This is a genomic window from Desulfotomaculum copahuensis, assembly GCF_001655685.1.
GTDB lineage: Bacteria > Bacillota > Desulfotomaculia > Desulfotomaculales > Desulfovirgulaceae > Desulfotomaculum_G > Desulfotomaculum_G copahuensis.
Genome location: NZ_LYVF01000047.1, coordinates 127,758 through 153,510, shown reverse-complemented (window position 1 = coordinate 153,510; position 25,753 = coordinate 127,758). Strand labels below are relative to the sequence as shown.

General features: G+C 55.7%; 24 protein-coding genes and 1 other RNA gene. 11 read left to right on the top strand and 14 right to left on the bottom strand.

Annotated features, from left to right (window positions below):
- The first annotated feature begins 255 nt into the window (after positions 1-255).
- The 3 genes from A6M21_RS03995 (at position 256) to A6M21_RS03985 (ending at position 3,891) form a co-directional block, all read left to right on the top strand.
- Complete coding sequence (locus A6M21_RS03995; RefSeq protein ID WP_066666582.1) at positions 256-1,818, top strand: ATP-binding protein; 1,563 nt, start codon at positions 256-258, stop codon at positions 1,816-1,818.
- Positions 1,790-3,151 carry a sigma-54-dependent transcriptional regulator gene (locus A6M21_RS03990; protein WP_066666581.1) on the top strand — a complete coding sequence of 454 codons (1,362 nt, stop codon included), beginning with the start codon at positions 1,790-1,792 and terminating at the stop codon, positions 3,149-3,151. Before A6M21_RS03995 ends, A6M21_RS03990 begins: the two co-directional genes overlap by 29 nt.
- 128 nt (positions 3,152-3,279) lie before the next feature.
- Positions 3,280-3,891: a GNAT family N-acetyltransferase gene (locus A6M21_RS03985; RefSeq protein WP_066666662.1), complete on the top strand. Its 612-nt coding sequence runs from the start codon at positions 3,280-3,282 to the stop codon at positions 3,889-3,891.
- A 63-nt stretch (positions 3,892-3,954) separates the two neighbouring features.
- Here the strand turns inward: A6M21_RS03985 and A6M21_RS03980 are convergent, their stop codons facing one another.
- Positions 3,955-5,940 carry an oxidoreductase gene (locus A6M21_RS03980; RefSeq protein ID WP_066666580.1) on the bottom strand — a complete coding sequence of 662 codons (1,986 nt, stop codon included), beginning with the start codon at positions 5,938-5,940 and terminating at the stop codon, positions 3,955-3,957.
- Between the two features lie 219 nt (positions 5,941-6,159).
- Here A6M21_RS03980 and A6M21_RS03975 point away from each other — a divergent pair, with 219 nt between their 5' ends.
- Both A6M21_RS03975 and A6M21_RS03970 read left to right on the top strand, forming a co-directional pair.
- On the top strand, positions 6,160-6,354 hold the full coding sequence (locus tag A6M21_RS03975) for a ferritin-like domain-containing protein (RefSeq protein ID WP_066666579.1): 195 nt from the start codon (positions 6,160-6,162) through the stop codon (positions 6,352-6,354).
- 16 nt (positions 6,355-6,370) lie between these two features.
- Positions 6,371-6,706 (top strand): spore coat protein, encoded by a 336-nt coding sequence (locus A6M21_RS03970; protein ID WP_066666578.1) that lies wholly within the window; start codon positions 6,371-6,373, stop codon positions 6,704-6,706.
- Positions 6,707-7,081: 375 nt separating this feature from the next.
- Here the strand turns inward: A6M21_RS03970 and A6M21_RS03965 are convergent, their stop codons facing one another.
- Complete coding sequence (locus tag A6M21_RS03965) at positions 7,082-8,638, bottom strand: helicase-related protein (RefSeq protein WP_078060369.1); 1,557 nt, start codon at positions 8,636-8,638, stop codon at positions 7,082-7,084.
- Positions 8,639-8,651: 13 nt separating this feature from the next.
- On the bottom strand, positions 8,652-9,419 hold the full coding sequence (locus A6M21_RS03960; protein WP_151191789.1) for a DEAD/DEAH box helicase: 768 nt from the start codon (positions 9,417-9,419) through the stop codon (positions 8,652-8,654).
- Between the two features lie 500 nt (positions 9,420-9,919).
- Here A6M21_RS03960 and A6M21_RS19435 point away from each other — a divergent pair, with 500 nt between their 5' ends.
- Positions 9,920-10,018 (top strand): polysaccharide deacetylase family protein, encoded by a 99-nt coding sequence (locus A6M21_RS19435; RefSeq protein WP_151191788.1) that lies wholly within the window; start codon positions 9,920-9,922, stop codon positions 10,016-10,018.
- A 101-nt stretch (positions 10,019-10,119) separates the two neighbouring features.
- Here A6M21_RS19435 and A6M21_RS03955 read toward each other — a convergent pair whose 3' ends face one another.
- Together A6M21_RS03955 and A6M21_RS03950 are read right to left on the bottom strand one after the other, a co-directional pair.
- Positions 10,120-10,860, bottom strand: a complete 741-nt coding sequence (locus A6M21_RS03955; protein ID WP_066666577.1) for a carboxypeptidase regulatory-like domain-containing protein — start codon at positions 10,858-10,860, stop codon at positions 10,120-10,122.
- A gap of 393 nt (positions 10,861-11,253) precedes the next feature.
- Positions 11,254-11,769 carry a hypothetical protein gene (locus A6M21_RS03950; RefSeq protein ID WP_066666576.1) on the bottom strand — a complete coding sequence of 172 codons (516 nt, stop codon included), beginning with the start codon at positions 11,767-11,769 and terminating at the stop codon, positions 11,254-11,256.
- A 543-nt stretch (positions 11,770-12,312) separates the two neighbouring features.
- Here A6M21_RS03950 and A6M21_RS03945 point away from each other — a divergent pair.
- Together A6M21_RS03945 and A6M21_RS03940 are read left to right on the top strand one after the other, a co-directional pair.
- Positions 12,313-12,597 carry a UxaA family hydrolase gene (locus A6M21_RS03945; protein WP_066666575.1) on the top strand — a complete coding sequence of 95 codons (285 nt, stop codon included), beginning with the start codon at positions 12,313-12,315 and terminating at the stop codon, positions 12,595-12,597.
- Positions 12,597-13,754 carry a UxaA family hydrolase gene (locus A6M21_RS03940; RefSeq protein ID WP_066666574.1) on the top strand — a complete coding sequence of 386 codons (1,158 nt, stop codon included), beginning with the start codon at positions 12,597-12,599 and terminating at the stop codon, positions 13,752-13,754. Before A6M21_RS03945 ends, A6M21_RS03940 begins: the two co-directional genes overlap by 1 nt.
- A 90-nt stretch (positions 13,755-13,844) precedes the next feature.
- Here the strand turns inward: A6M21_RS03940 and A6M21_RS03935 are convergent, their stop codons facing one another.
- The 4 genes from A6M21_RS03935 to A6M21_RS03920 form a co-directional block, all read right to left on the bottom strand.
- Positions 13,845-15,068 carry a stalk domain-containing protein gene (locus A6M21_RS03935; protein ID WP_161485996.1) on the bottom strand — a complete coding sequence of 408 codons (1,224 nt, stop codon included), beginning with the start codon at positions 15,066-15,068 and terminating at the stop codon, positions 13,845-13,847.
- A gap of 191 nt (positions 15,069-15,259) precedes the next feature.
- A complete protein-coding gene (locus A6M21_RS19365) occupies positions 15,260-15,544 on the bottom strand; it encodes a hypothetical protein (RefSeq protein WP_161485995.1) in 285 nt (94 codons plus the stop codon).
- A 279-nt stretch (positions 15,545-15,823) separates the two neighbouring features.
- The gene (locus A6M21_RS03925; protein WP_066666571.1) at positions 15,824-17,221 is read right to left on the bottom strand and encodes a sensor histidine kinase; all 1,398 of its coding nucleotides are present in this window, start codon (positions 17,219-17,221) and stop codon (positions 15,824-15,826) included.
- 76 nt (positions 17,222-17,297) lie between these two features.
- Positions 17,298-17,978: a response regulator transcription factor gene (locus A6M21_RS03920; protein WP_151191787.1), complete on the bottom strand. Its 681-nt coding sequence runs from the start codon at positions 17,976-17,978 to the stop codon at positions 17,298-17,300.
- A gap of 226 nt (positions 17,979-18,204) precedes the next feature.
- Here A6M21_RS03920 and A6M21_RS03915 point away from each other — a divergent pair, with 226 nt between their 5' ends.
- From A6M21_RS03915 to A6M21_RS03905, 3 genes are all read left to right on the top strand, one after another.
- A complete protein-coding gene (locus tag A6M21_RS03915) occupies positions 18,205-19,266 on the top strand; it encodes a mannosyltransferase family protein (RefSeq protein ID WP_161485994.1) in 1,062 nt (353 codons plus the stop codon).
- Between the two features lie 15 nt (positions 19,267-19,281).
- Positions 19,282-20,373, top strand: a complete 1,092-nt coding sequence (locus tag A6M21_RS03910) for a glycosyltransferase (protein ID WP_066666568.1) — start codon at positions 19,282-19,284, stop codon at positions 20,371-20,373.
- 244 nt (positions 20,374-20,617) lie between these two features.
- The gene (locus tag A6M21_RS03905; RefSeq protein WP_201721830.1) at positions 20,618-22,006 is read left to right on the top strand and encodes a phosphomannomutase/phosphoglucomutase; all 1,389 of its coding nucleotides are present in this window, start codon (positions 20,618-20,620) and stop codon (positions 22,004-22,006) included.
- A gap of 58 nt (positions 22,007-22,064) precedes the next feature.
- On the opposite strand, the gene rnpB is transcribed toward A6M21_RS03905, so the two are convergent.
- The 5 genes from rnpB to A6M21_RS03880 form a co-directional block, all read right to left on the bottom strand.
- Positions 22,065-22,465, bottom strand: an RNA gene (gene rnpB, locus A6M21_RS03900) — RNase P RNA component class A.
- 183 nt (positions 22,466-22,648) lie between these two features.
- Positions 22,649-23,290 carry a 2-oxoacid:acceptor oxidoreductase family protein gene (locus tag A6M21_RS03895; protein WP_242868755.1) on the bottom strand — a complete coding sequence of 214 codons (642 nt, stop codon included), beginning with the start codon at positions 23,288-23,290 and terminating at the stop codon, positions 22,649-22,651.
- Positions 23,283-24,113 carry a 2-oxoacid:ferredoxin oxidoreductase subunit beta gene (locus tag A6M21_RS03890; protein WP_066666566.1) on the bottom strand — a complete coding sequence of 277 codons (831 nt, stop codon included), beginning with the start codon at positions 24,111-24,113 and terminating at the stop codon, positions 23,283-23,285. The genes A6M21_RS03895 and A6M21_RS03890 overlap by 8 nt, the downstream gene beginning before the upstream one ends.
- Positions 24,114-25,253, bottom strand: a complete 1,140-nt coding sequence (locus A6M21_RS03885; protein WP_066666565.1) for a 2-oxoacid:acceptor oxidoreductase subunit alpha — start codon at positions 25,251-25,253, stop codon at positions 24,114-24,116.
- Positions 25,250-25,471, bottom strand: a complete 222-nt coding sequence (locus A6M21_RS03880; RefSeq protein ID WP_066666564.1) for a 4Fe-4S dicluster domain-containing protein — start codon at positions 25,469-25,471, stop codon at positions 25,250-25,252. The genes A6M21_RS03885 and A6M21_RS03880 overlap by 4 nt, the downstream gene beginning before the upstream one ends.
- Between the last annotated feature and the right edge of the window lie 282 nt (positions 25,472-25,753).

The following is a 25,753-nucleotide window of genomic DNA, read 5'->3' as shown; positions in this document are numbered from 1 at the left end:
GTCACCTGTGCTATAATAGACCGGAGAGTTTGTGAAAAAAGTTATAAATTTTTAATGCAGTTTCCATGCCAGCGGTCAAAAGGCTGAAACCGACATTACCACCCCGGGTTTTAGGCCGGCAAAGTTCCGTAGTGTATAAAAACAAACAGTCAAAAACAGAAAAACCCATTGTGAACGCGATTACAAGTCATGAGCAGTTGTCTGTTTTCATACAGCGGCTGTCTGATTTCCGGCAGTAGCCCGGGAGGGATAGCTATGGCCGCCAAAACCGGCTGGCGCAGCCTGCAATTTCAAATTGTCCTGCTCATCACTGTACTGCTGCTTATCCCCGTTTTACTGCTCCTGTATGATATCTTTTTTGCCAGCAAAAGTGATGAGGCCATGCTCAGCTCCATGGAGGAACGCATGGGTTCGGTGCTGCTCAACCGGATGGTACCCGGCATTACAAGAATCACGGTGGAAAAACTGGCCGGAAAAGATTTTGCCGCCCTGGATCCGGAAACACGCACCAGCATCATACGCACCGCTTTTGACGAAACAGTTTCCCCGCTGGTGCCCAATTTTCCGGGTGTGCGTTTTGGACTTTATATTCCGCAAACCGGCCAGGTTTTTGTACATGGCTTTTTGCACCAGTTCCGCCCCGAGTCGCCCGAACAAACCCGGGAGCGGGAGAAACGCATCCTGACCGAGGCTGATTCCGGCCTGGCTGCCGTGCTCGCCGGCCAGCGCCCTTTCTCCCGTTTGACCACCAGCTTGAACGACGAGACCTTTGAATACCTGGCTCCCGTCCGGATAAAAGACAAAATGGCGGCCATCGTCTGGATGGATGAAAGGTTGAATCCCATCTTTGCCCAAAGCCGGTACTTCCGGCTGGTTTCCCGTTATGTGGCCCTGTTTGTCTTCTTTATCTGCGCCGCGGGAACGCTGCTGCTGGTGCATAGCCTGACCGGCAACGTCAAGCGGCTCAAAGAAGGTCTGGGGCGGCTGGAAACAGATCTCGGCCGGCGGTTGCCCGAATTGCCCGGCGAAGCCGGCCAGATCGCCCGGGCAATCAACCGTATGGCGTCTTCGCTGGCAGAAAAGGAAAAACTGGAGGAGGAATTATACCGGAATGAGCGTCTGGCCTCACTGGGCCGCCTGGTGGCCGGAGTGGCCCACGAACTGCGCAACCCGCTGGCCGTAATCAAGACCACCGTGCAGGTGCTGGAAGGGGAAGCCGGCCAGTCAGCGGAGTTAAAAGAAAGCCTGGCCGTAATCAATGAACAGGTGGACCGGCAAAACCGGATCATTCAGGAATTGCTTGATTTCGGTCGGCCGCAGAAATATTTCTGTCAGCCATTGTTGATCAACCAGTTGCTGCAACAGGTGCTTACCTTTACCGCGCCCATGTTACGGCAGAATGCAATTCAGCTGACCCTGGATCCGGCCCGGAACCTGCCCCCGGTGGATGCGGACGGCCAGCGTTTGAAACAGGTGTTTGTCAATCTGATCCTGAACGCCATTCAGGCCATGCCTGAGGGAGGCGCTTTAACCATCCGGACCGGGGGGGGAGACGGAACAGTATGTATTTTTTTCACTGATACGGGAAGCGGTATAGACAGCGCCGACTTGCCCCATATTTTCGACCCCTTTTATACCACGCGGGACAAGGGCACCGGCCTGGGCCTGTCCATCAGTCATCAAATTGTCAAAGAACACGGCGGCAGTATTGAGGTGACCGGCACCTCACCCGGCGGAACTACTTTTTGCGTTTGCCTGCCGGCTCAAAGCACCGCGGGAGGTATGCCTGATGAAGCATCCAACCATCCTGATCATTGACGATGAAGAACAATTATGCTGGGCGCTCGAGCGTGCCTTGCGCCAGGAGGGCTACAGTGTGCTTACAGCCACCGGCGGCCGGCATGGTCTGGCGCTAATACAGGAAAAAAACCCTTCCCTGGTCGTGCTGGATCTCAAAATGCCGGAAATGGACGGCCTGGAAGTATTAAAAAGGGCACGAAAATTGCAACCGAAATTGCCAGTAATCATGCTTACCGCCCATGGGACCATGGAATCGGCAATTGAGGCGATGAAATTGGGAGCGGCGGATTTTATTGCCAAGCCCTTTGATTTAACCGAACTGAAACTGGTGATCAAACAAAACCTCAAGGTCAGCCACCTGGTCAATGAGGTTGATTTCTGGCGCGCCGAATTAACCAACAAATACAGCAATATGATCGGCAACAGCCCGGCAATCAGGGAGGTGGTACAGCTGATCGAAAGGGTGGCCGCCAGCAACGCCACCGTCCTGATTACCGGGGAAAGCGGCACGGGCAAGGAAGTGGCGGCCGTGGCCATCCACCAGAACAGCCTGCGTCACAAAGGGCCGTTTGTAGCGATCAACTGCGCCGCCCTGCCGGAACAATTACTGGAAAGCGAGCTTTTCGGACATGAAAAGGGCGCCTTCACCGGCGCCGCCGGCCGCAAACTGGGCCGTTTTGAGCTGGCCGATCAGGGCACTATTTTTCTGGATGAAATTGCCGAGATGCCCATGGCCATGCAGGTCAAACTGTTGCGCGTATTACAGGAAAAGTCTTTTGAACGGGTGGGCGGTACGGAAACAGTACATGTGGATGTCCGGGTCATTGCCGCCACCAACCGCAACCTGGCCCAGGCCATTGAAAAAGGACTTTTCCGGGAAGATCTTTTTTACCGTTTGAATGTGTTTCAAATCAAGTTGCCGCCCCTGCGGGAAAGAAAAGAAGATATTCCCCTGCTGGCCGATCATTTCCTGTCCCGGCTTAAACATGCCTACCCGGCACAGAGCATCTCCCCGGCGGCCATGGAGCAACTGGTCAAATACCACTGGCCGGGAAACGTCCGGGAACTGCAAAATGTAATCGAACGGGCGGCCATTATCTGTCAGGGTGATGAAATCAAGCCGGAGCACTTGCCCAAGGAGTTGATTACATCGCCCAGGAACGAAGACGGATTGGTGGTTCGTTTTCCCGATGAGGGCATTTCCCTGGAGACGGTGGAGAAGGAGTTGATCATGCAAGCACTGGAAAAAAGCAACGGCAATCAAACCAGGGCCGCCCAACTGCTGGGCATAACCCGTTCCGCACTGCTGTACCGGGCGCAAAAATATGGCTTGAATACCGAGAGGTTTTAAAATTTTAAAGAAAACTTTTGCGCAAAAGCAGGATTTATCTAATCTTATTCAGAATATTTTAAATAAGGGTATCTGTATCTTACTTTTGTAGATTGGCTTAATTCTGGGAAAGACCGGTGATGATCAACATGAGCAATGCACCGCAGGCTGCGGTAAAAACAGCGGATATAGCTATTGAGGGACCGGTGAGTGCTTCTTATCTAAAGCCTCTGGTCATGAATGAAGGGCTGCGCAATTTCCGCAACCCTGTCCGGCAGAAGGAGGCACTGCAAATTGTAGCGGACTCCCCTTCCGGAATGGTTTATATTGTCCGGCACAAACAGAAAATTATCGGTTATGTGCTTTTCCATCCCCCCAACCGGCACAGCCGCTGGAGCAGGCATCCCCGCCTGCTCGAACTGGGGGCGATCGAGATCAGTCCCGCCTGGAAGCGGCGCGGACTGGCCACCGCCCTGCTGCAAAGAGCTTTCGCCAGTGATCTGCTGGAGCAGTTCGTGGTAATTACCACCGAGTATTTCTGGCACTGGGATCTGAAAGGCAGCGGACTGGACGTCTGGGATTACCAAAAAATGCTCACCCGCCTGTTCGGCCGGGTCGGATTCAAAAGACGGCGCACAGACGACCCGGAGATTCTGGAGCATCCGGCAAACATGCTCATGGTGCGCTTCGGGCGGGACGTGAATAAAACCTACATCAGGGCCTTCGATGAACTGACCTACCAGCAATCGCTGGTTGAATAAAACAGGGCCGGTAGCAATACCGGCCCTCCTGCACCCGCGGGAATGTTTTTTGTTTTGCCGGCTTCATAAAACCTCCCCGGCGCAAAAGCCTTCTGCAATGGCTTCCATGGCATGACGCGGAGCTATGGCGTCGCCGACCACATAAATTTCCCTGACTTTCTCTTTTAACTCCTCGCCAAGCATGCTGTTCGCCAGGGAACCGGCGGCCAGCACCACTGTATCTGCCGGTACTTTCTTTTCCCGTTCCCCTTTCCGGTAAAGCACACCATCCTCATCAATGGAAACGATACCGGCCTCACTGATCACCCGCACGCCAAAACGGTGCAGGCTTTGCATTATCACCCAGCGGGTGGATTGACCGATATCCTTGCCCACGGCGCTACGCGCCAGCAGGGTTACTTCTCCGGCACCGCAGGTGGCCAGGGCAAGCAGTTTTTCCATTTGTTCCGCCCGGTTGACGGCCAGAAAGTAAAAGGCGGCGGCATCAAGCGTTCCACGTGAGGCCAAAAACAGCGCCGTCTCACAACCCACGGCGCCGCCACCGGCGACCACCACCCGCCGGCCGGCCGTCACCCGGCCGGCCAGCAGATCATGCGCCTGCACCACATGCGGACGGTGCACACCGGGAATCTGCGGCACCGCGGGTTGCGCTCCCGCGGCCACCACCACCGCATCGAATCCGCCGGCCGTAACATTTTCCGCCGTAGCCTCCCGGTTCAAACACACCTCCACACCCAAACGGTCCAACTGTCCACACAGGTAACCGACCAGCGTTTTAAACTCACCGCGTCCCGGTGGTACAGCGGCCAGGTTGAGCTGACCGCCCAACCGGCCGCTTTTTTCCCACAAAGTCACCCGGTGCCCGCGGACGGCGGCCACCCGGGCCGCTTCCATGCCGGCCGGCCCGCCGCCGACAACCAGCACGCGTTTGGCGCGCAGGGCCGGCTGCAGACGGTGGGCGCTCTCCCGGCCGGCCCGGGGGTTGACCAGGCAGCACACATCCCGCCGGCCGAAGACAGCGTCCAGACAGCCCTGGTTACAGCCGATGCAGGGGCGGATCTCCTCCCATTTACCCGTCCGGGCCTTTTCCGGCAAATCCGGGTCGGCAATCAGCGCCCGGGCCATCCCCACCAGATCGGCCGAACCGTCGGACAGTATCTTTTCGGCCAGGGCGGGGTGGTTAATCCGGTTGCAGGCCGTCACCGGCACGCTGACCGCCTGCCTGATTTGCCGTGCCAGATACACAAAGGCCCCCCGGGGCACATCCATGGTGATCTGCGGTACGGGAGTTTCATGCCAGCCGCCGGTAACATTGAACATGTCCACACCACAATCTTCCAGCTGCCGGCAGAACAAAATTATCTCCTCCGTGGTATTGCCGCCGGACATGAATTCATGACCACTGATCCGGAAGATGACCGGAAATTCCGCACCCACAGCCTCCCTGACCCGGCGGGCCACGGACAGACCGAAGTGCATACGCCGTGCCGGATCGCCGCCGAATTCATCCTGCCGCTGGTTGGTTAACGGGGAAAGAAACTGGGAAATCAAATAGCCGGCGCTGGCAATCACCTCCACGGCGTCAAATCCGGCCTGTTTCACCCGGAAGGCGGCGCGGGCGAAGGCATCGATCAACCGGTGGATTTCTCCGGTGGTCAATTCGCGCGGACGGCGGCCGGTCAAGCGGGAAGCAAGCGCGGATGGAGCCACCGGCTCGATCCCCTCCAGATAAGCATAGGAATAACGGCCGGGCTGAAAAAGCTGGGCGGCTGACGCCGAACCGCCTTCTTTGATGGCTGCGGCCAACCGGGCCAGACCCGGTATGTAACGGTCCCCGGCCGCGCTGATCATGGAGGGATAGCCGTGCTCATCCACGGCACAGCCGCCTACAATGATCAGGCCGGCCCCGCCCTCCGCCCGCCGGGCATAAAAATCCACCAGCCGCGTGGAGACCTCTCCGTCGCGACAGTAGCCCAAATGCATGGCCGGCATAACCAGGCGGTTTTTCAATTGCAAGGAACCAACTTTAACAGGCGAAAAAAGCAGCAATGCAAAAGCCCCTTTCTTTCACCCCCCCGGAAGGCCGGCTGCCGTCGTTTCATCCCCCGGAAGACGGTGGAAAATTTCTGCGGGTTCTGTGACGTCTGGCAAGATATTTCGTCCCGCAGGCAGTGCTCTCCTGCCTGGATCGCAAAAAAAATGGGACATTTCTGATATAAACGGTTGAACAGGACATAATAACAGCAAAATGACAAGGGGTGATGTTCATTGCTCAGCCAGAAAGACCTGCTTTCCATTCAGGCGGCAATCACCGCCGAGCAATTGCTCTTCGAGAAGTTCGGCGCTTACGCCAACCAGACCGGCGATCCGGAACTGAAACAAATTTTTAGCACCGTACAACAGGATGAACAAAGACATTTGAACTCGCTGGTCCAATATCTTAATCAGAATGCCAACCATTAAAACAGGAGGGGATCTTATGCTCGATGACCGTATGATGCTGCTGGATGCCATGGTCAGTGACAAACACGAATCCGGTGATTACAACATCCGGTCTATTGAAACCGCCAACCCCCAGTTGCTGCAGCTGTTTCAGAGCATTTACCAGGACGAGCAGCGCCACGTGCACATCTTTATGGACGCCATGATACGCCGCGGCTGGCACATGCCCATGCAGGCACACCAACAGGATATTTCCCGGGTGCAGGGCGAAGCAGCCCAAAAAGCCGGAAAAGCCAATGCCGGCCAGGCCGTCTACCAGCCTCCGGGAGGCGGCGGCAATTATGCGGGACAGGGACAATACCGGGCTTTTTGACTCCAGGCGTAAAACCGCGGGCCGCCGGAATCAGCCGGCGCCCCGCGGTTTTTAAATAATTATCAATTTTGCACATATATAAAGAAAATAAGCGAATGCATCACCTATTATTTTAAAACGGCATATACCGGGAAAAAACCAGCCTTGATAATAACTTCACATGTGTTAAAATAATACGCAAGTGATTGCTATCACGTTCTCCTTTAGAAACTGATTAGGCGGTCCCGGGCGCTATTTTAATTTAGCCTCTCCTGTCCCCCGCCCTGAAAAGGGCCCGCATTTTGGAATCTTTTGTATTTCCCGGGTTTCTCTCTTTCCCCACTCCATTTCCCTGAGCAAATCAGGGAATTTTTTTATCCTTGAGAGTTATGGGACTTATACGCCCATTACGGCCACCTCATCCCGGTCCAGGGCACGGCGTAAATCCTGCACCAACTGGGCCAACAGGTGATCTTGTCCGGCCGCCCTCTCCATCTGGCGCAACAAATCGATTTCCCGGCGCAAAACAGAAAAAACGTCTCCCTCCTGCAGGTTGCACATGGCCAGTAACTGGTCAAAACCGGCCCCCTCATACCAGGCGGCGGCCAGGGCGGCCGGCAGGGGGGACCAGGTACAAAACTGCTCCGGTACACCGTTTTGTAATAAAAGTTGCCGTAAATGCACCACCCGGTCCAGGTTGAAAGCTGGCGGAACCACCTGTTCGTCCCGTCCGGGCTGGTAATCGACCCCGGCCAGAATGGCCACCGCTTCCACCGGAGGCACTTCAAAGAGGATACCGGAAAAAACCAGTTCCGTGACCAGGATTTCCTGCACGTGCACGTACAGGGCAAACAGCCCCCGCGGCAGCAATTCCCGGTCTTGAATGTAGCCCAGACGTTCCAAAAGCCGCCAGACGTTTTCAAAGTCCCGGCCGTAGTTGCGGGAGTGTTTTTCCAGTTGTCTGACGCGCTGGTGCAGGAGATGCATCCGGTCCTCCAACCGGCGTACTTTTCTTTCCGCATCCACACACGCTTTATACTGACATTTCTTTCGTGCCGTCTGCATCAAACTGTGAATTTCTTCTTTTCTTTCCTTTGTTCCGGGCCTGTGCCGGCGCTTGCGTTTACCCAACTGGTTCAGTTCCCGGCGCAACTTGAGCCGGAAAAGCTGACAACAGGGCTGCCCCCGATCCGGACAAAAACACTGCGTCAGTTCGCCGGCGCGCATTTCCAGGCCGTCCAGTTCGTTCTTGATCTGCCTGCTTTCCCGGCTGTTTTGAAATACCGCCAGGTTCCGCTCCAAAAAACGTTTAATCTCATCATCTGTTTTCCAATGCAACAGGCTCAACACCGTATTGGGAGAGATGACCAGGCGGCCGCGCACCGGCTCGACCTGTTCCTCCTGAAAAAAACCGGTTTGATCCGGAAAACGTTCATCAATGCGCACATATACCCGGCCGACCGGATCAAAGCCGCGCCGTCCGGCCCGGCCGGCCATCTGGAAAAACTCCCGGTTCAACAGGGAGCGGAATTCCCGTCCGTCCCATTTCCGGCAGGAGTCAAAAACCGTGCTGGCAGCGGGAAAATTTACTCCGACCGCAAATGTCTCGGTACAGAAAAGGACAAAAACCAGTCTTGACTCGTACAGCCGTTCGACAAGGTCCTTTAATAAAGGTGACAGGCCGGCATGGTGGTAACCGATGCCCTGCTGCAACAAGCGGCGCAGGTTTTTACGCCGCGGGCCGAAAAGACCGGGGTTATCCGTCTCCGCCCGCCGGATCAACTCCCTGACGTCATTTTTTTCCCCCGGATTGAGGAAATCCCACTGACGTCCCAGTTCATCGGCCAGCAATTCAGTGCGGCCGCGGCTGAAGGTAAAATAAAGAACCGGCAGGTACGCGGAAATGGCGTCAATCACATCCCCGCAAGTGGGACTGGGGTTAATGGCGGGCAAATCATTTCACCACCTATTCGAATTCGCGTCCGGCCGCCAGCATGCCGCCGTCCCAGCGGCGTTGCCGCCAGCGGCGCACCTCCATGCGCTCCTCGATTTCCTCCCGCGCCCCGGATTCATCCAGCACTTCGCCGCCCGGGCTGATCCAGGCTATCTCAAGCGGTACCGCCCGGCAGTGTTCTTCGATCACCCTGACCGGCTCCCCCCGCACCTCGGCCATCCAGGTGGCGATTTCTTTTACGTTGGGCACCGTAGCCGACAGACCGAGAATTTTAATGTGCGGCGGGGCGAAAATAATGCTTTCCTCCCAGGCCGTGCCCCGGTCCGGATCATCCAGATAATGCATCTCGTCAAAAATCACATGGGTGGTGTCTTCCAGTGCCTCCGGGTTGGCAAAACACCAGTTGCGGAAAATTTCCGTAGTCATGACCAGCAAGCCGGCGTTTTCATTGATTGACAGGTCGCCGGTAATCAATCCCACCCGTTCCCGGCCGAATAGCTGTCCGAAATCACGAAATTTCTGATTGGATAACGCCTTGATCGGTGAAGTATAGACGGCTCCCCGGCCTTTTGCCAGTATCTGCGCCAGCAGTTTCTCCGCGATCAGAGTCTTCCCGGTGCCGGTGGGCGCGGCCACCAACACGTTATGACCTGCCAGCAGGGCGGCAATGGCCTCTTCCTGGAACGGATCCAGTTTTAGCGGCGGCGCCGCCGCTTTAACCTCCCGCCGGTGCGGCAGTCGGCGCTTCCCCCCGTCCGGGGACTTTTTCCCGGTGGTCAATAAACTGCCTCCTTAGTGTTTTACTGTTTACATTATACACGATTTGAACCAACTGTATAAGAGGCTTGAAGAATAAGACATCAGGAACCTTATACAGAAATAAATTATTCGCCACCGGCGGCAAATCACCTTCATCATCTTTGTGGCATTGGCCAATCGCCTCTTTATCTTTGGGGTCTTTTTTTAAGAAATGTTTTGCATTGCAGAGAGTTTAAAAAATGGAGCATTGTTATTATTTAACAGAGGAGGTTGTCATGCAATGTCGAAGTATAACCTTGGATGAATGTGGTAAAAGAGGTGATTGGATGAATTGGCGTAAGTGTCTCCCATTGCTGACGCTATTGTCTTCAACCGGTCCGGCAATACCCCGCCCGGCAATGGCGGATACGATATTCACCTTTGGCCTGAATACATATCAACACGACGGAAAATAAATTTCTATTGACGTGGCGCCCCAGGTAATGTAGTGTATTACTTGAGGCGTTTTCTTTTTGCCCTGAGTGATAATCACATTTGATTACGGCTACGAGGCTTTTCACAAATATGCCTATCCACAGTTGCCGGCCCACCGCATGCCGGCCACCGAGTTCGTTTTGTAGGGAACATGCTGCATGAGACCGTTCGCTTTCAGGAAAGTTTAAAAAGCCAGCCCCTGGCTTTGGAGCTGGCTTATGCAACCAGTAACGATAATATGCTTTAATTATCTATTAAAATGGTTCATATATCCACTGTATACCCGGGAATAACCACTTTGGTTAAAAAGTGAATTAAATTTTTTAGCGGCATTAACCATAGCTTGCATTTGCTTAACAGTAATAATTTGATTTGGAGCAAATCTATTGGCTCCTACCCCATGCATCAGACCGGCTCCCACCGCCAGTCTCAAGCTATGGGCATACCAGGCATTGCCAGGTACGTCAATGAAATTAATATTCGCTTCTCTGCTCAAATTAAGCCTATTCACCAGCATGGCCATAAACATTGCCCTGGTTACATGCTTACCATTCAAGCAACCGGTAGTAAGCATCTGATTCCAGGTGTCGGGGTTATTCCAAGTCATGTTTGATGTTCCCGGAGTCAAGGCAATATTCTGACCGGTGAGATTGGAGTCGGCCACATCCAGGCTGTATGTGGCGGTTTGATAATTTGCTGCAGATACAGTAAGGGTGTATGTGCCGTCAGGCAGACTCAGGCTGTAACTGCCGTCAGATGCGGTGGTTGTAGAGTTCTCACCATTGATGGCCAGGATGGCGCCGCTGATCGGGTTCCCGGAATTGTCCGTCACCACCCCGCTCACCGTATATGCGGTGGCAGCCGGGGCGGTGGCAGTAATCCGAGTAAGAGTGGTATCGGCAAAAGCAGTGCCGTAGGGCATACATGCACCAGCCAATAACGATAAAGGAATCATTATTGTGATAGCATATTTTTTTAGGTTAACCATCCAATTCCCCTCCAATTTTTAATTAAGCTGGATCGTTTATACGCCTGCGCTTTCGTTGCGTTTAATTTTTCATGTCAACAACCACCACCTTTCTCGTTTTCTAGAATGCCATAGAGTTGTTACCAGTACATGAAAGAAATGTGAACAATTGATGAACAACCGCTCTGTAAACCTATTCCTTGGCTCTCCATGTACGTTCGCATCAGAATCATATATGATCAGTATAAATAACATGCCTTATGGATGATCAAAAACTGCCGGATTCTACCCGGGGTAAATTTTAACCTGGCCATAAAAAATGTTGCGGTTTCGTGGACAAAATCGCAACATTTATTACAGGTATTATTCAAATCACATTCCACACCGTACAAAGAGCGTACGCTCAAAAATAAATCAACTGTCGGCCTTCTGCTGAAGAGCCGATATCATGCGCTCCAGGAATGCGTTCTGTGCTTCCCCCCGGTTGTTGCTGTTGCCGGAATTTGCAGGCCGGTTAGTAGCGCCTTTTTTAACGTTGGGCGGCCGGTGCGGTATGGTGCTGATCACTTTTTGCTGCTCGGGGCTGAGCACAGCAATAATTTCTTTTTGTTTCCCGCTCGCATAATCAGCGGCAATGGTCTTCTGCGCGGCAATGTCCTTGACGATGGGCAGGATTTTTTTGGCCTGCTCCGAAGTTAAGGGGTATTTCTTGTCCCCGGTCAGTCCTTCCACACGCCGCAGGGTGCCAAAAAGTTTTGCCGTGGAGGCATTCCAGGTGCTCTGCGTGGTGCTATTACCCGCTGCTTGTCCGCTGTTTCCCGCCGGCGTGGCGGTTCCAGACGTCGTGGAATTGCCGCATCCAGCAACCAGGGCAGCCATCAGCAGCAGGAGGATCATTACCGGCCAAAGCAATCTCTTTTTGTTTTTCATATATCCACACCTCCTGAATTGTCTCATAACAACAGTGAAAACCCCACGGATTGTTGAAACGCCATCATGATCCCGGTTTGCCCGGTCTCCCGTTAGTTTTCTATTTTACTTACATACCAATAAACACCACCCTTCGCGTAATTCAAAGTACTAAAAACTTGTTACCGAACCATGAAAAAACCGTGAACAAAATATGAACAAAAAAGAACCGGGAGAATACCCCGGTTTTCCAAGCATATTGTTTAAAATTAATCGATTTTGATCTGTCTTGAAACGTACATACTCCCGGAACGCGGCGAAAACCCGAACTTGGCAATCAGTCTTTTGATCTGCATGGATTTAAGATATTGACGCCGGCCTACGCAAACCGGGTTGAGATCGAGAACTTGCCTTTCACTGATTGATGCATCACGTAACTTTGCCGGAGACCTGGATTGGACGGAAATTTTTTCATACGCAGCAATCATTACCCATAAATATTGCCCTATATCATGATGCATATTATACAAGGGATTACTTTTCCGTTGAAACGGGGTAATTATCATGGAATACAAGGTGCTGGTACACAAACCGGGGGACTCGACCGGAGTGGTGATTACCAATATAGCCGTGGGTGAAAAAGTGGCCGGCCTGGTGACTGAAAATAATACCGGGTTTGAGCTGGAGGCATGCAGCAATATTCCCCTGGGGCACAAAATTGCCTTGAAGCCGGTGGCGGCGGGGGAGAAAATAATTATTTACGGCTGGTCCTGCGGCTATGCCTCCCAACCGATCAGCGCGGGGGAACATGTGCATGTGCATAACATGAAAAGCGCGAGGTGGCGGTAATGGCTGGTTTGACCTTCCAGGGCTACCGGCGGGAGAACGGCAAGGCGGCGATTCGCAACCATGTGACGATCATTCCAGTAGACGGCGTATCCAATGCCGCCGCCAAAAACGTATCCAAAATCATTCATGGCGCGGAAGCGCTGGTTCATCCTTTTGGTGAACTCCAATTCGGCCGAGATCTGGAATTGTTTTTTCAGACCATGACCGGTGTGGGCAGTAACCCAAATGTGGCGGCGGCAGTAGTGATCGGAATGGAACCGGACTGGACGGACAAGATTGCCGCCGGCATAGCCGGAACGGGAAAGCCGGTCGCTTCATTCTATATTGAAAGAGCCGGTGATCTTGCCGTCATTGAACGGGCGGCGCGGAAGACCAAGGAATTTATTCATTATGCCAGTGAGATCAAGCCCCGGGAAATCAACCTGGCGGAAATCATCCTTGGCATCAAGTGCAGTGAATCCGACACCACCAGCGGATTGGGGGCAAACCCCACGGTAGCCCGGGTGCTGGAACGGATGCTGGATTGGGGCGCTACCGTCATGTTCGGCGAGACTTCCGAACTGACCGGCGCCGAGCATATCATTGCCGATCGTTTCAAGTCACTGGAAGAGCAGGAAAAGTTCCGTCAGGCATACAATGAATACACCAGCTTCATTGAAAACGAGCATGCCAGCCTATTGGGCAGCCAGCCCAGTCAGGGAAACATTCACGGCGGGCTGAGCACCATTGAGGAAAAAGCCTTTGGCAACATCCAAAAGCTTGGCAACGCGCTGATTGACGGTGTGCTGGCTCCGGCCGAGCCGCCGCCGGACAAGGGGTTTTGGTTCATGAAAACATCTTCCGCGGCACCTGAAGTACTCACCTTGTTCGCGGCAGCCGGCGCAACCCTGCAAATAGTGTCCACCGGTCAGGGCAATATTGTCGGCTGTCCGGTTACACCCGTGATCAAGCTGTCGGCCAATCCGCTGACTGTTTCCACCATGTCCGAACATATCGATTTGAATGTTTCCGGCCTGCTAACCCGGGAAATCACCATTGAACAGGCCGGGGACATGCTCATGGACATGGTGCTGCGCACCGCCGCCGGCCGTCTGACCAGTTCCGAGGTACTCGGGCACCGGGAGTTTCTACCCACCAAATTGTTCCGCAGCGCTTAGGGTCATATTCAACAACCCGGCCGGGCGGTTTCAAGCGGCGGCTGGTAATGCATTTTCCGGCGCAAAAACACCGCCGGTAAGCTTGACTTTCTAGTTTACCGGGTAAACATAACCGCTCTTTTCCATTTTTTCGTCACTTACTTGTCCAATCAGCCAGCCGGGTTCCGTAGTTTCAGCAAAATAATATTTTACATTGCCGCTCAGGTAATACGAAAGCATCCGGTCCGTTGTAATTTCACTATCGTCAAAGGCTATCCCGGTCGCCATGTGGCCGGCGGTTTGTCCGGGCGGCGGAGAATAAGACAACAACGCTGTTTTATACCCCATGTTCTTTAAAATGGCGGCCAACAATATCGACTTGTCTTTACAGTCGCCGTCATCAACCAATGTTTGGGCGGGCAATTGGGGTTCTGCGGTTATCTTGTAGGGGATTGCCCCGCCGACAAAACTCTGCACGAATTCGGCGGCATGAAAATAATCATACCCGTCGGCCCGGGCCTGACTGGACAGCCACTTGGCCAGGATACCCGCATAGGTGTAATTTAGGTTTTCATTGACCCACGGAACATAATCACCATTGGCCGCATCCGAGCAGGAAAGAACCATTTGCTGCAAATCACCGGGCATGGATGACAGCATGACAGCCTGAGCAACTCCATCGCCGGCGTAAAAATCATTTACCAATCCGGCCACTTTCCGATCCCAGTCAAGCAGGTCAACCGGCACATCCATATGCCAGCGGTAAGTAATCCCCCTGTACTGCCACTGGTAGTCCTCACCAACAGTTTTAAGCGAAGCAGGATATTTCAGCGACGGAATTATTTCCACCGGCGGCTGTTGCGGCAAAACGGTCACCGCGTCAAATGGAACAGTACCGGGATTGTTGACGCCGGACGTGCTTGTCACATCCGGCGAACCGTCCTGGTTGCCGGAGTTCAGAGGGTCCAATTCCTCTATAGTCACGGTCCGGCTCTCTGCGTTCCACCCGGGAACGGTGCCGAAAGCCCGGCAGACACTGGACGCCGGAAGCATGGCCCGCCCGTGGAGGGTGGTTGCTTTTACGTCCATCGTCCCGGGTTTACCGTTAACTTCCATCACATTGCTGCCGATGGTCAACCGGACGGTGGTATCACCCCGCGACAGCGTAATTGTGCCGGCGCGGTATAAAATATTGTCCGGGGACACACCGATGGCTTCGGCAACATACCTTACCGGAAGAAAAGTTCTGCCGTTCTGGGTATACGGAGCCACGTCCATCGTGTGCGTCCGGCCGTCAACAGTATAAACAGGCGAACCAATGGTAAAAACCGTCACACTCCCGGATGCAAAGGCCGGAACAGCAGCAAACAAACAAAATAGAAATATGAATATGAAAAAACAAGATACTTTTCGGGGTACGCTCATGGTCTTGCCTCATTCCTAATTTTGATAAAAATTCATAACCTGTTTTTTCGCGAAAAAGTTTGAAATCCCTTTAAAACGGATAAATATCACCAACGGCCGGTTTAATCAAATCTTCCGGCGCCACCCATGGAAGATGCTTGGCAAATTTGCAATCTGCGGTATAATAAGGTCAATAACCGGCAGGGGGTGAATATCATATGCCCGGAAAAAATCAGGCGGATTACCGCGTCAACCAGAATCAGGAGGGCCGGGTAATCAGCATTGAAGTCAGTTGTTGCGGTGATTACATTGGTGAAATGCGCTTTCAAGACGGTGAACAGGTAACCTGCCCGCACTGCGGCGTTTGTCACAGGCTGTTGGTGGAACACCGGCACTTTCACCTGCAACCGGTGCCTCCGGTAAAACAAAATAGCTGAACCGCTTTTCTCCGGCAACAAGTTTTGTACAGGATCCGCATAATAATTCCGGCGGTAAAAGGTCGCGTTGAAACGGAATTAACTGGCGAATGATGCCGCCGGTTATGCGGGTGAACAGGCCCCGTTACCAACCGGCAGGCCCCGGGCTGGGTAAGCCGGGACGGTCCGGACTGGTGTCCGCACGATGACCTGAACCTGTCATTCATAACCGGCCGCGATGACAAGACAGCCGGCTTGTGTGCATGGAACCTAAGCCGGTTTTTCCCCCGGGGGCAGGACGACGGTTATTTCCGCGCCGCCGTGACTGCCATTGGCGGCCTTCACCTCCCCCCCGTGCATTTCGGCGATCGCTCGGACGATGGCCAGGCCCAGACCGGTATGGCCACCGGGACCTTTTTGAAACCGCTCAAACAGGTGAGCCATTTGTGCGGGCGGGAAACCCGGTCCATCGTCCCGGCAGGTCAGGACGGCCGTACCGGCTGAACCGGCATATATTTCGACGGCCACCTGCCGCCGGGCATAGCGCAGGGCGTTACTGACGATGTTCATACCCAGACGCAACAATTTTTCCCTGTCCGCAGAGAGCCACAATTCCCCGGGGGCGTTCAGCCGGACCTGTTTTTCACCAGCCAGAGGACGCAAGGTTTCCTGCACCTCCCGCATCAGCGCGACCAGATCCACCGGCATCGGAGAGTATTTTTCCGCCGGGCTTTCCAGCCGGCTTAAATAAATAATTTCGTCCACGATGTTTTTCAGCCGCCTGCTTTCTTTGACAATCACCTGCAACCCCCCGTTGACCTCCCCCCCTTGGAAAACGCCGTCCAATATTCCTTCGGCATAACCCTGGATATTCATCAGGGGCGTCTTTAATTCATGTGAGGCATTTTGCAGGAAACGCCTCTGGGCAGCGTCATACTCGGCCAGACGGGCGGCCATTATATTGAAGTCCTTGCCCAGTTCTTCTATTTCATCGCCGGTGGACAACTCCACCGGCGCGACGCCGAATTCCCGCCGGGCCAACTGGCGTGTGCGTTGTTGCAGCAGGGAAAGCGGCCGGGCGATGTGCCGGGCCAGAAAAAATGCCAGCACCAGGGCCAACAGAGTACTCAGGACAAGACTGCGCACGATGATCAACGCCAGTTCCCGGCCGATTGACTGCAAATTGCTCATGCGCGCCAGCATGATCAGCGTACCGGTATTGCCGCCGCCCCCTTTGATGGGCACAGCCGCCGCCACAAACTCCCTGTTTTGCCAGGACACCGGTTCGCCCCGGGCCAATTCCGCCTGCCAGGTATGCAGTGGCAACAACTCATTCAAACGCATGCCCGGCTTGAAACGCTCGCCCAGATTGCTGGCTATTATTATCCCCTGCCGGTCCAACACCACGTAGTGCCCGCCCAGCAGGCGGTTGGCCAGACGGAAGAGGGGCCGTTCCGGCAGCACACTGGTCACGCTCGCCTTGTTCAGCGGTTGGGCGGCCAGAATGCGGGCGATGGCCAGGGCGTTCTGGCGCAGGTTCTCCTTGGCCTGAGCTACCAGGTGGCTGCGGATGAGAAAAAATGACGCCGTCCCCAACACCAGCGTGATAAACAGGGCAATAACCAGATAACCGGCGGCAATTTTACCGGCCAGACCTCTAAAACGCATCAAATCACCTGCTTTTCCCCGGCTGCCGAACCAGTCCGCGTTAACGGCGTCCCCGGCACTTTGACCACCGGCGGACTTATTCGCCGCTCAACTTGTAACCATAGCCCCAAACAGTGGCTATTTCCACCGGTGAACCCCTTTCGCGAAGCTTTTTACGTACCCGTTTGACCAGGTCGTCCACCGCCCGGACATCCCCCACATAATCATACCCCCAAACGGCATCCAGCAGTTGTTCCCGGCTGAAAGCGCGCCCGGGGTTGCGCAGCAATAAATGGAGCAACTCAAATTCCTTGGGCGTAAAATCCACCTCTCGTCCGGAAACAACCACCCGCCGCTCGCCCGGCATAATGCGCAGATCGTTTACCGCCAGCGCTTCCGGGACCTGTTCACCTGCTGTCCCGGCGCGCCTGAAAACGGCTTTTACCCTGGCCACCAATTCCCGCGGGCTGAAGGGCTTGGCCAGATAATCGTCGCCGCCCAGATCCAGTCCGAGCACGCGGTCCAGTTCGTCCCCCCGGGCGGAAATGAAGATAATCGGCACCCGGTTTCCGGCACGTATGCGCCGGCAAAAAGCCAGTCCGTCCTCACCGGGAAGCATGATATCCAGCACAAACATATCCGGAAAACCGGTTTTCAGCCGCTCCTCCACCGCGGAAACCGAGCCGAAGATTTCCACGGCAAAACCTTCCTGACGCAGATACTGGCGTACCAGTTTACAAGTATTCAAATCGTCATCGACAATGAAAACGGTCTTCAAACCCATCCCCTCCCGGACTTCTCCTTAAATATAATACGAAAGGAGGCGGCTGCACAATGGGTACAATCAAACTCGGGCCGCAACCACCGGTCCGGCGGTTGTAATATAACGCCCCCCTGTGGCAAACCGGGGGCAAAAGCATGTAAAATTTGTGGAATGTATAAACCGGCGTTGCCCAGGGAAAATACCAGTAAGCATGATGAAGAGCATTTATGGCAGGCAAATTGTGATCGCGGTTTATCTGGCCCATCAGTTGCTGATGGCGTTGGCCGGCTATTGCGCAGTCGTCTTTTTCCCCGGCCGCTATGACCCCGCCAGGGCCGCCGAAATCGTCACCCGGGGGTTGAACCGCTGGGATGCGGGCTGGTATCTGGCCATCGCCAAGGAGGGCTATACCGGAAAGACGGCTGCTTTTTTCCCTTTTTACCCGCTGCTCATCCACCTGCTGAGCCGCCTGGGTGTGACCCCGGAGACAGCGGGAGCACTGGTGGCCAACGGTGCGCTATTGGGGGCGCTGGCTGTTTTTTACCGGTTGGCCCGGCTGGATCACAGCCGCAGGGAGGCTGAACGGGCATTATGGTATCTTGCCTTTTTCCCGACCGCTTTTTTTCTGTCGGTCATTTATACCGAATCACTATTCCTGTTGCTGGTTTTGCTCAGCTTTTACCTGGCCCGCCGGCACCACTGGCTGCCGGCCGCCGTGACCGGCATGCTGGCCGCGGCCACACGCAACACGGGTGTTTTTCTGTTTCTGCCGCTGGCATGGGAATACCTGCGGGCCACGGGAGGAAAAATAAAGCGTGATGGCGTGTCATTGGGTTTGATTCCGCTAGGGCTGCTGATTTTTATGTTTTATCTGAAACAACACCTGGGTGATCCATTGGCCTTCATCCACGCCCAGCAATACTGGCACCGGGGCTTTGGCTGGCCCTGGGCCAGTATTTGGCGGGCGCTTGTTTTAATGCGTGCCGATTATCATTTCAGCAGGCAATTGCTGGATCTGACTTTCACCCTGGCCGGTTTTGGTTTGTTTTGCCTTTCCTTGACACGGGAGAGAGCTTCATATAGCATCTTTGTTTTTACCGGACTGTTTTTGCCCCTTTTTTCCCCGGCCCCCCACGCTCCGTTGTACAGCATGCCCCGGTTCGTACTGGTGCTGTTTCCACTGTATCTGACCATGGCCCGCCGCTTCAGGGGGGAAGGGGCGCATAATTTCATCCTGGCCCTGTCAGCGGCCTTGTTTTTCTTCTTGTACGTTATTTTTGCACGCGGCCATTGGGTGGCCTGACGGGAGGTCTTTCATTTGCTTACGGTAATCATCCCCACGTACAACGAACAGCGCAACGTAGCCGGCCTGGCCGGACGCATCGTGCGGGCACTGGCGGACACCGACTATGAAATCCTTTTTGTGGACGACAGCACGGACAACACACCGCAAGTGCTCACCCGCCTGTGCCGGATTAACCGGCGGATCAGATTCATCCACCGCCCGGGGCGGCGGGGATTGGCCTCGGCGGTTGCAACCGGATTTGCCGCCGCCGGGGGAGACGTGCTGGCTGTAATGGACGCCGATTTGCAGCACCCGCCGGAGATGTTGCCCGTGCTGTTGAGGCGTATCCAGGAAGGGAGCGATCTAGTGATTGCCTCCCGCTTTGTTCCAGGCGGCAGCAATGGTGGTTTGAGTCTTTTGCGCCGGCTGGTTTCAAACGCGGCCAGACTGATCGGCCAACTGGCGCTGAAGGACTTGCGCCGGACCAGCGACCCGATGAGCGGATTTTTCATGTTCAAAAAAGAAGTCATTGCCGGCGTGGCTCTGGCACCGCTGGGGTGGAAGATCCTGGCAGAAATCATGGTCCGCGGGCATTTTCAACACCTGGCCGAAGTACCCTACACATTTAGAAGCCGACGGGAAGAACGGTCGAAAATGAATTTGCGGGAGCAGGTTAACTACCTGCGCCATATTTTACGCCTGGTGGCGGACAGTCCGGAGGACCTGCGCTTCTGGAAATTCTGCCTGGTGGGCACGAGCGGCGTGGTGGTGAATATGGTCTTCTTTTTTCTGTTCACCCGCCTGCTTTCCCTGGGTGCGATCCCAGCCGCCCTGGGCGCTGCCGTTTTGGCCATGAGCGGCAACTTCCTGTTCAACGACCATTTTACCTGGAACCACCGCAAGGAAGGCAATCCCTGGGAGCGGGCTCTGAAATTCTACCTGTGCTGCGGCCTGGGAGTGCTGATTAACGTGGCCGTGCTGGCCGCCCTGCACGGACTGCTGCGTCTGCCCGGTGCGGCAGCCAATGCCGCCGGCATCCTGGCCGCCACCATCTGGAACTACTACGCCAACAACCGCTGGACCTGGGCGGTTACGCTGCCCGGGGACAACCCGGACCGGGCGTAAGCGTACACACCGGCCAAGATCCGGCGGAGAGCAAAAGCACGACAATATTCATTGCCGGATCATATGTGCCGGCAATGAACAGCACAGCCTGTCAGATTGCACTACAGACTCCGTCCGGGCGAATTTACAATCAATTCTTGATTGTGTGCGTTTCAACTCCCAAGGCAAGCTGAACCAGTCTCCAACGGACAAGAATAGCAGGATATTTGAGCCCGGCTGTCGTATATTGGACAATTATAATCTAATGGAGGGCAATCGATTGAATCCTGCTATTTTTCGTGAATATGACATCCGGGGGGTGGCCGCCCGGGACCTTGACGACAAAACCGTGCTTTCTTTAGGCCGCGCTTTCGGTACCTGGCTGCAGCGGCGGGGGCGCCGAGAAGCGCTGGTGGGCATGGATAACCGTTTGAGTTCCCCCCGCTTGAAGGAGGCCCTGATGGAAGGGCTGCTGTCCACCGGTTGCCGGGTGGTGGATCTGGGCACAGTGATCACGCCCTTGTTTTATTATGCCCGGGAACTATACGGGGTGGACGGCGGGGTAATGATCACCGGCAGTCACAATCCGCCGGACGAAAACGGCTTTAAACTGGCTTGCGGGCCGGGCACCATCTACGGGGAAGAGATCCAGTCACTGCGCCGGCTGATGGAAAACGGGGACTTTGTTACCGGCCGGGGCACACTGGATGGCGCCAATCCGGCGCCGGAATACCTGGCCATGTTGGCGGAGAAAATCCGGCTGGGGCCGAAAAAACCGAAGGTGGCCGTGGATTGCGGCAACGGCACGGCTGCTCTTTTCGCCGTTGATTTCCTGACCTCCCTCGGCTGTACGGTAATTCCCCTTTATTGCAAACCGGACGGGCATTTCCCCCATCACCACCCCGACCCGGTGAAACGGGCCAATCTGACCACCCTGGTAGAAACTGTACGGAAAGAAGGGGCCGGCCTGGGTATCGCCTTCGACGGGGACGGCGACCGCCTGGGGGCGGTGGACGACACGGGCCGGGTGATCTGGGGCGATCAGTTGATGGCCCTGTTCTGGCGGGAGATCCTGCCCAAACACCCCGGTGCGGTGGCCATCATCGAAGTAAAATGCTCCCAGGGGCTGGTGGACGAGGTCAAACGCCTGGGCGGCCGGCCGTACTTCTACCGCACCGGCCACTCGCTGATCAAGGCCAGGATGCGGGAACTGGGGGCCGTGTTCACCGGGGAGATGTCCGGGCACATGTTTTTCGCCGACGAGTACTACGGCTTCGATGACGCCTTCTACGCCGCCGGACGCCTGCTGCGGCTGCTTTCCAACAGCCAGGAAAGTTTCTCCGCCCTGGTGGACACCCTGCCCCGCTACCACTCCACCGCGGAAACCCGGGTGCCCTGTAGCGACCGGGAGAAGTTCGCGGTGGTGCAAAGGCTCACCGCCCTGTTCCGGGAAAAGTACGAAGTGATCGATGTGGATGGCGTGCGGGTACAGTTCCCCGGCGGCTGGGGCCTGGTCCGGGCGTCCAACACCCAGCCCGTGCTGGTCGCCCGCTGCGAAGCAGCCACCGGTGAGGAACTGGACCGGATCACGGAGATCATGCGGCAAGCGCTGTTAAACCAGCCGGAAGTGGCCGGCTTCCAATGGGAATATTAGTTCATGACAGATGAAAAGGGCGCGCTTCATTGTACATGAAGCGCGCCCTTTTCAAGCTGCTGTGAGCAAACCTGTAAGCCGGGTTCTGTCATGGATGATCATCTGTCTGAGACGCCGGTTGCCCGGCGCCTTAAGCGACCTTACCCGGGGACGGAGCGGGCCGCTCCCGTGTCCCCCTATTCGGTCTTGCTCCGGGTGGGGTTTACCTAGCCGGCCCGTCGCCGCGGCCGCTGGTGCGCTCTTACCGCACCGTTCCACCCTTGCCGTTTGAGAAGTGGGAAGTGAGAACTGTTTTCCAGCCTCCCACATCCCACCTCTCAAACGGCGGTCCGCATTTCTGTGGCACTATCCTTGGGGTCACCCCCACTGGGAGTTGCCCAGCACCCTGCCCTGCGGAGCCCGGACTTTCCTCAGACGCCGCCTTTCGGCTTCTGCGCCCGCGATCACCCGGTTTACTCACAGCGATATTCTATTTACATTTTAACACAAACGATGAGACTGCGCAAACAGAGATAACAGTTTTGGCGATCCAACAGGCATTTACCGGAAGGGATACTGCGGTGAAACGCATCAGACCCGGTATCATCCGGTAAGCAAATGAACGGGGGCAAACCGGGGAACCAGCCATTGTTCACCACTTTTTCATTGCACCGCCGTCCGTTCCTGCGTGAGCAACTGTTCCGCAGCCTGATAGCCGGCGTCCAGCGCTTTCCGGTTCAACTCCTCCGTACCGGGCGGGATGCGTGCGATCACCGCCCGCTCAAGACTTTCCCGGCCCACCAGGCCGGTGATACCGGCCAGCACACCCAGCGCCACGATATTGGCCACCAGTTCCCTACCGGTTTTCTGACGCGCCAGAAGGCTGATCGGAAGAGCATAAACCCTTCCCTTGACCGGCGGTATATCCTGTACATAAGTGGTATCCACAATGGCCACCCCGCCCTCCTTGAGCAAGGGCATATATTTCCGGCAGCTTTCCTGGTTCATGACCAGCAGGATGCCGGCATACTCCACTTTGGGGTAATCCACCGGCCCGTCGCTTAAAATCACTTCCGCCTTACTCGCGCCGCCCCGTGCTTCCGGTCCGTAAGACTGGGTCTGTACGGCTTTTTTACCTTCCCGTATGCCAGCCTCGGCCAGGATAATGCCGGCCAGAATCAATCCTTGACCGCCGGATCCGCTCAACCGGATCTCTTTGGTTTCCGGCGGATTGTTGACGCCGCACAAATCATTACCGGCATTCAGCGCAGCGGCTGTATTATACGGCATGAAAAAATCAGTCAAGGAAGCCACCCCCTTCCCGCAGTTCCTGGATCAGTTGCCGGTAACGGGTGGTCAATTCCGGCGCAGTGGAACGGTGCAATTCGCCAATGATGATTTTATCCTGCAGTTGCCCGGAATCCATGTTCCGGGCGGCCTTGATGTCGACAGCGTGCTCCTTCTGCCAGCGCAGCATATCCGCCGGTTGGCCCATTTTATTGCGCCGGCCGTAAGCGGTGGGGCACTGGGTAATTACTTCAACCAGGGAAAATCCCTTGTTCCGGTGCCCCTTCACCAGCAACCCGGTTAAAAGCCTGGTGTGGAAGGCCGTAGCCCGGCCGACCATGGTCGCTCCGGCCGCCCGGGCCAGTTCGCACAAATCGAAGGAACGCTCCAGCGTACCCGTGGGGGCGGTTGTGGCCCGCTTGCCGGAAGGGGTCATGGGTGAAGCCTGGCCGCCGGTCATACCGTAAATGCTGTTGTTGAAAACCAGTGCCGTCAGGTCGATGTTGCGTCTGGCGGCGTGAATCAAATGGTTGCCGCCGATGGCCGAGCAGTCGCCGTCCCCCATAAGCACAAAAACATTCAGTTCCGGCCGGGCCAGTTTGATGCCGGTGGCAAAGGCCAGCGCCCGGCCGTGGGTGGTATGCACGGTATCGAAGTCAAGATAGGCGGCCGCCCGGGCCGAACAGCCGATGCCGGAAACAATGGTCACTTTGTTCTTATCCAGCCCCAGTTCGGCAATAGCCTTGACCAGACCGTGCAGTACGATGCCGTTGCCGCAGCCCGGGCACCACATGTGGGGCAATTTATCAGTACGGAAAAACCCTTCTATTTCCGGCAACATTTACGCCACCTCCCGGATGCGCCCGAGAATTTCCGCGGGCGTGATCAACTCCCCGCTCACCCGGTAAAGTCCGTATACCGCCGCCCGGCCGGCAGCTACACGCTCTATTTCACGGCCGTACTGGCCGAAATTCATCTCCACCACCAGAAAACGTTTGCCGGCCGCGGCCAGGCCGGCTATTGCCCTTTCCGGAACCGGCCACAGGACAACCGGACGCAACAGCCCCACCTTCAGGCCATCCCGCCGCGCCAGCCTCATGGCCCGCATGGCCGCCCTGGCAGTACCGCCGAACGCCGTCAGGACAATGTCCGCATCGTCACAGCATATTTTTTCCGGCGGAATGATCTCCCCGGCGGTGGCGGGAATTTTTTCATTCAATCGCGTCATCTCCACATTTACCACTTCCGGCCGGGAGGTGGCAAAACCGGTCGCGTCATGGGCAAGACCGGTCACATGCACCCGGTAGCCGTCGCCAAAGCAAGCCATCGGCCTGACCGGACGGCCGGCATGTTCCGCCGGATTATACACCCCCGGCGGGGTTTCCGGCCGGGGGCGGTTGACTATCTGCAGTTGTCCCGGTTCCGGCAGAACCACGCTTTCCCGCATGTGGGCGACAACTTCATCCATGAGCAAAATAACCGGCGTACGGTACCGCTCCGCCAGATTGAAGGCCTGCACAGTCAGAGTGTAAACCTCGGCCACCGAGGAAGGAGTGATTACAATCACCGGGTGATCGCCATGAGTACCCCAACGGGACTGCATGACATCTCCCTGTGCCGGCGCCGTGGCAATACCCGTGCTCGGTCCCAGGCGCTGCACATTGACTAGTACGCAAGGCACCTCGGCCATCACCCCGTAGCCCAACCCCTCCTGCATCAGGGAAAAGCCCGGACCGCTGGTGGCGGTCATCGCTTTGGCCCCGGTCAGTGAGGCGCCGATCACCGCCGAAATACTGGCAATTTCATCTTCCATCTGCATAAACACCCCGCCGGCTTTGGGCAGCCGGCCGGCCAGCGATTCAGCGATCTCGGTGGACGGAGTGATCGGATACCCGGCGAAAAAATTCAGGCCGGCGGCAAGCGCCCCCTCGACGCAGGCCTCGTTGCCCTGCATCAGGCGCGGTTGCGTATATTCCGTCATGCGATCGCCTCCTGCGCCGTCACCGCGTAATCGGGACAGAGGGACTGACAGAGGCCGCAATGCTTGCAGCTTTCAGCATGCGCGACGATCACTTCACCCCGCTCGTTGCGGGCGAAAACCCCGGCCGGGCAGAATGCCAGACAAATACCGCATTTCTTGCACAAAGCCCGTTGAATGTCCACCCGGGTAGTAATTGTTTTTGTTAAGACTTGAGCCATTTTTTTCTACCTCCCCCTGATTGGCAAACAATCATTGCAAGGCTTGTGCCAGAAACAGCATGTCATACCGGTGGAGTGTTTTCAAACGGCTGCTTTTTCCGGCCCGCCGCCCGTGCGGGGCGGGGACAGTGCACGGGGGCGGCGGAAGGCGCACGCATTTACCCGGGCGGACTTTTCACTGCGTGGTATTCCGGGCAAATAACAGCCGTCAAAAATAAAAACCTCCGGATCTGTGCCGGAGGGAATTTTTTGTCCACTGGATTGTCGGTGAATCATAAGGCC

Coding starts and splice junctions, on each gene's coding strand:
- A6M21_RS03995 (WP_066666582.1), top strand. CDS start 256: ATGGCCGCCAAAACCGGCTGGCGCAGCCTGCAATTTCAAATTGTCCTG.
- A6M21_RS03990 (WP_066666581.1), top strand. CDS start 1,790: ATGAAGCATCCAACCATCCTGATCATTGACGATGAAGAACAATTATGC.
- A6M21_RS03985 (WP_066666662.1), top strand. CDS start 3,280: ATGAGCAATGCACCGCAGGCTGCGGTAAAAACAGCGGATATAGCTATT.
- A6M21_RS03970 (WP_066666578.1), top strand. CDS start 6,371: ATGCTCGATGACCGTATGATGCTGCTGGATGCCATGGTCAGTGACAAA.
- A6M21_RS03955 (WP_066666577.1), bottom strand. CDS start 10,860: ATGGTTAACCTAAAAAAATATGCTATCACAATAATGATTCCTTTATCG.
- A6M21_RS03950 (WP_066666576.1), bottom strand. CDS start 11,769: ATGAAAAACAAAAAGAGATTGCTTTGGCCGGTAATGATCCTCCTGCTG.
- A6M21_RS03945 (WP_066666575.1), top strand. CDS start 12,313: ATGGAATACAAGGTGCTGGTACACAAACCGGGGGACTCGACCGGAGTG.
- A6M21_RS03940 (WP_066666574.1), top strand. CDS start 12,597: ATGGCTGGTTTGACCTTCCAGGGCTACCGGCGGGAGAACGGCAAGGCG.
- A6M21_RS03925 (WP_066666571.1), bottom strand. CDS start 17,221: ATGCGTTTTAGAGGTCTGGCCGGTAAAATTGCCGCCGGTTATCTGGTT.
- A6M21_RS03905 (WP_201721830.1), top strand. CDS start 20,618: ATGGAGGGCAATCGATTGAATCCTGCTATTTTTCGTGAATATGACATC.
- A6M21_RS03890 (WP_066666566.1), bottom strand. CDS start 24,113: ATGTTGCCGGAAATAGAAGGGTTTTTCCGTACTGATAAATTGCCCCAC.
- A6M21_RS03885 (WP_066666565.1), bottom strand. CDS start 25,253: ATGACGGAATATACGCAACCGCGCCTGATGCAGGGCAACGAGGCCTGC.
- A6M21_RS03880 (WP_066666564.1), bottom strand. CDS start 25,471: ATGGCTCAAGTCTTAACAAAAACAATTACTACCCGGGTGGACATTCAA.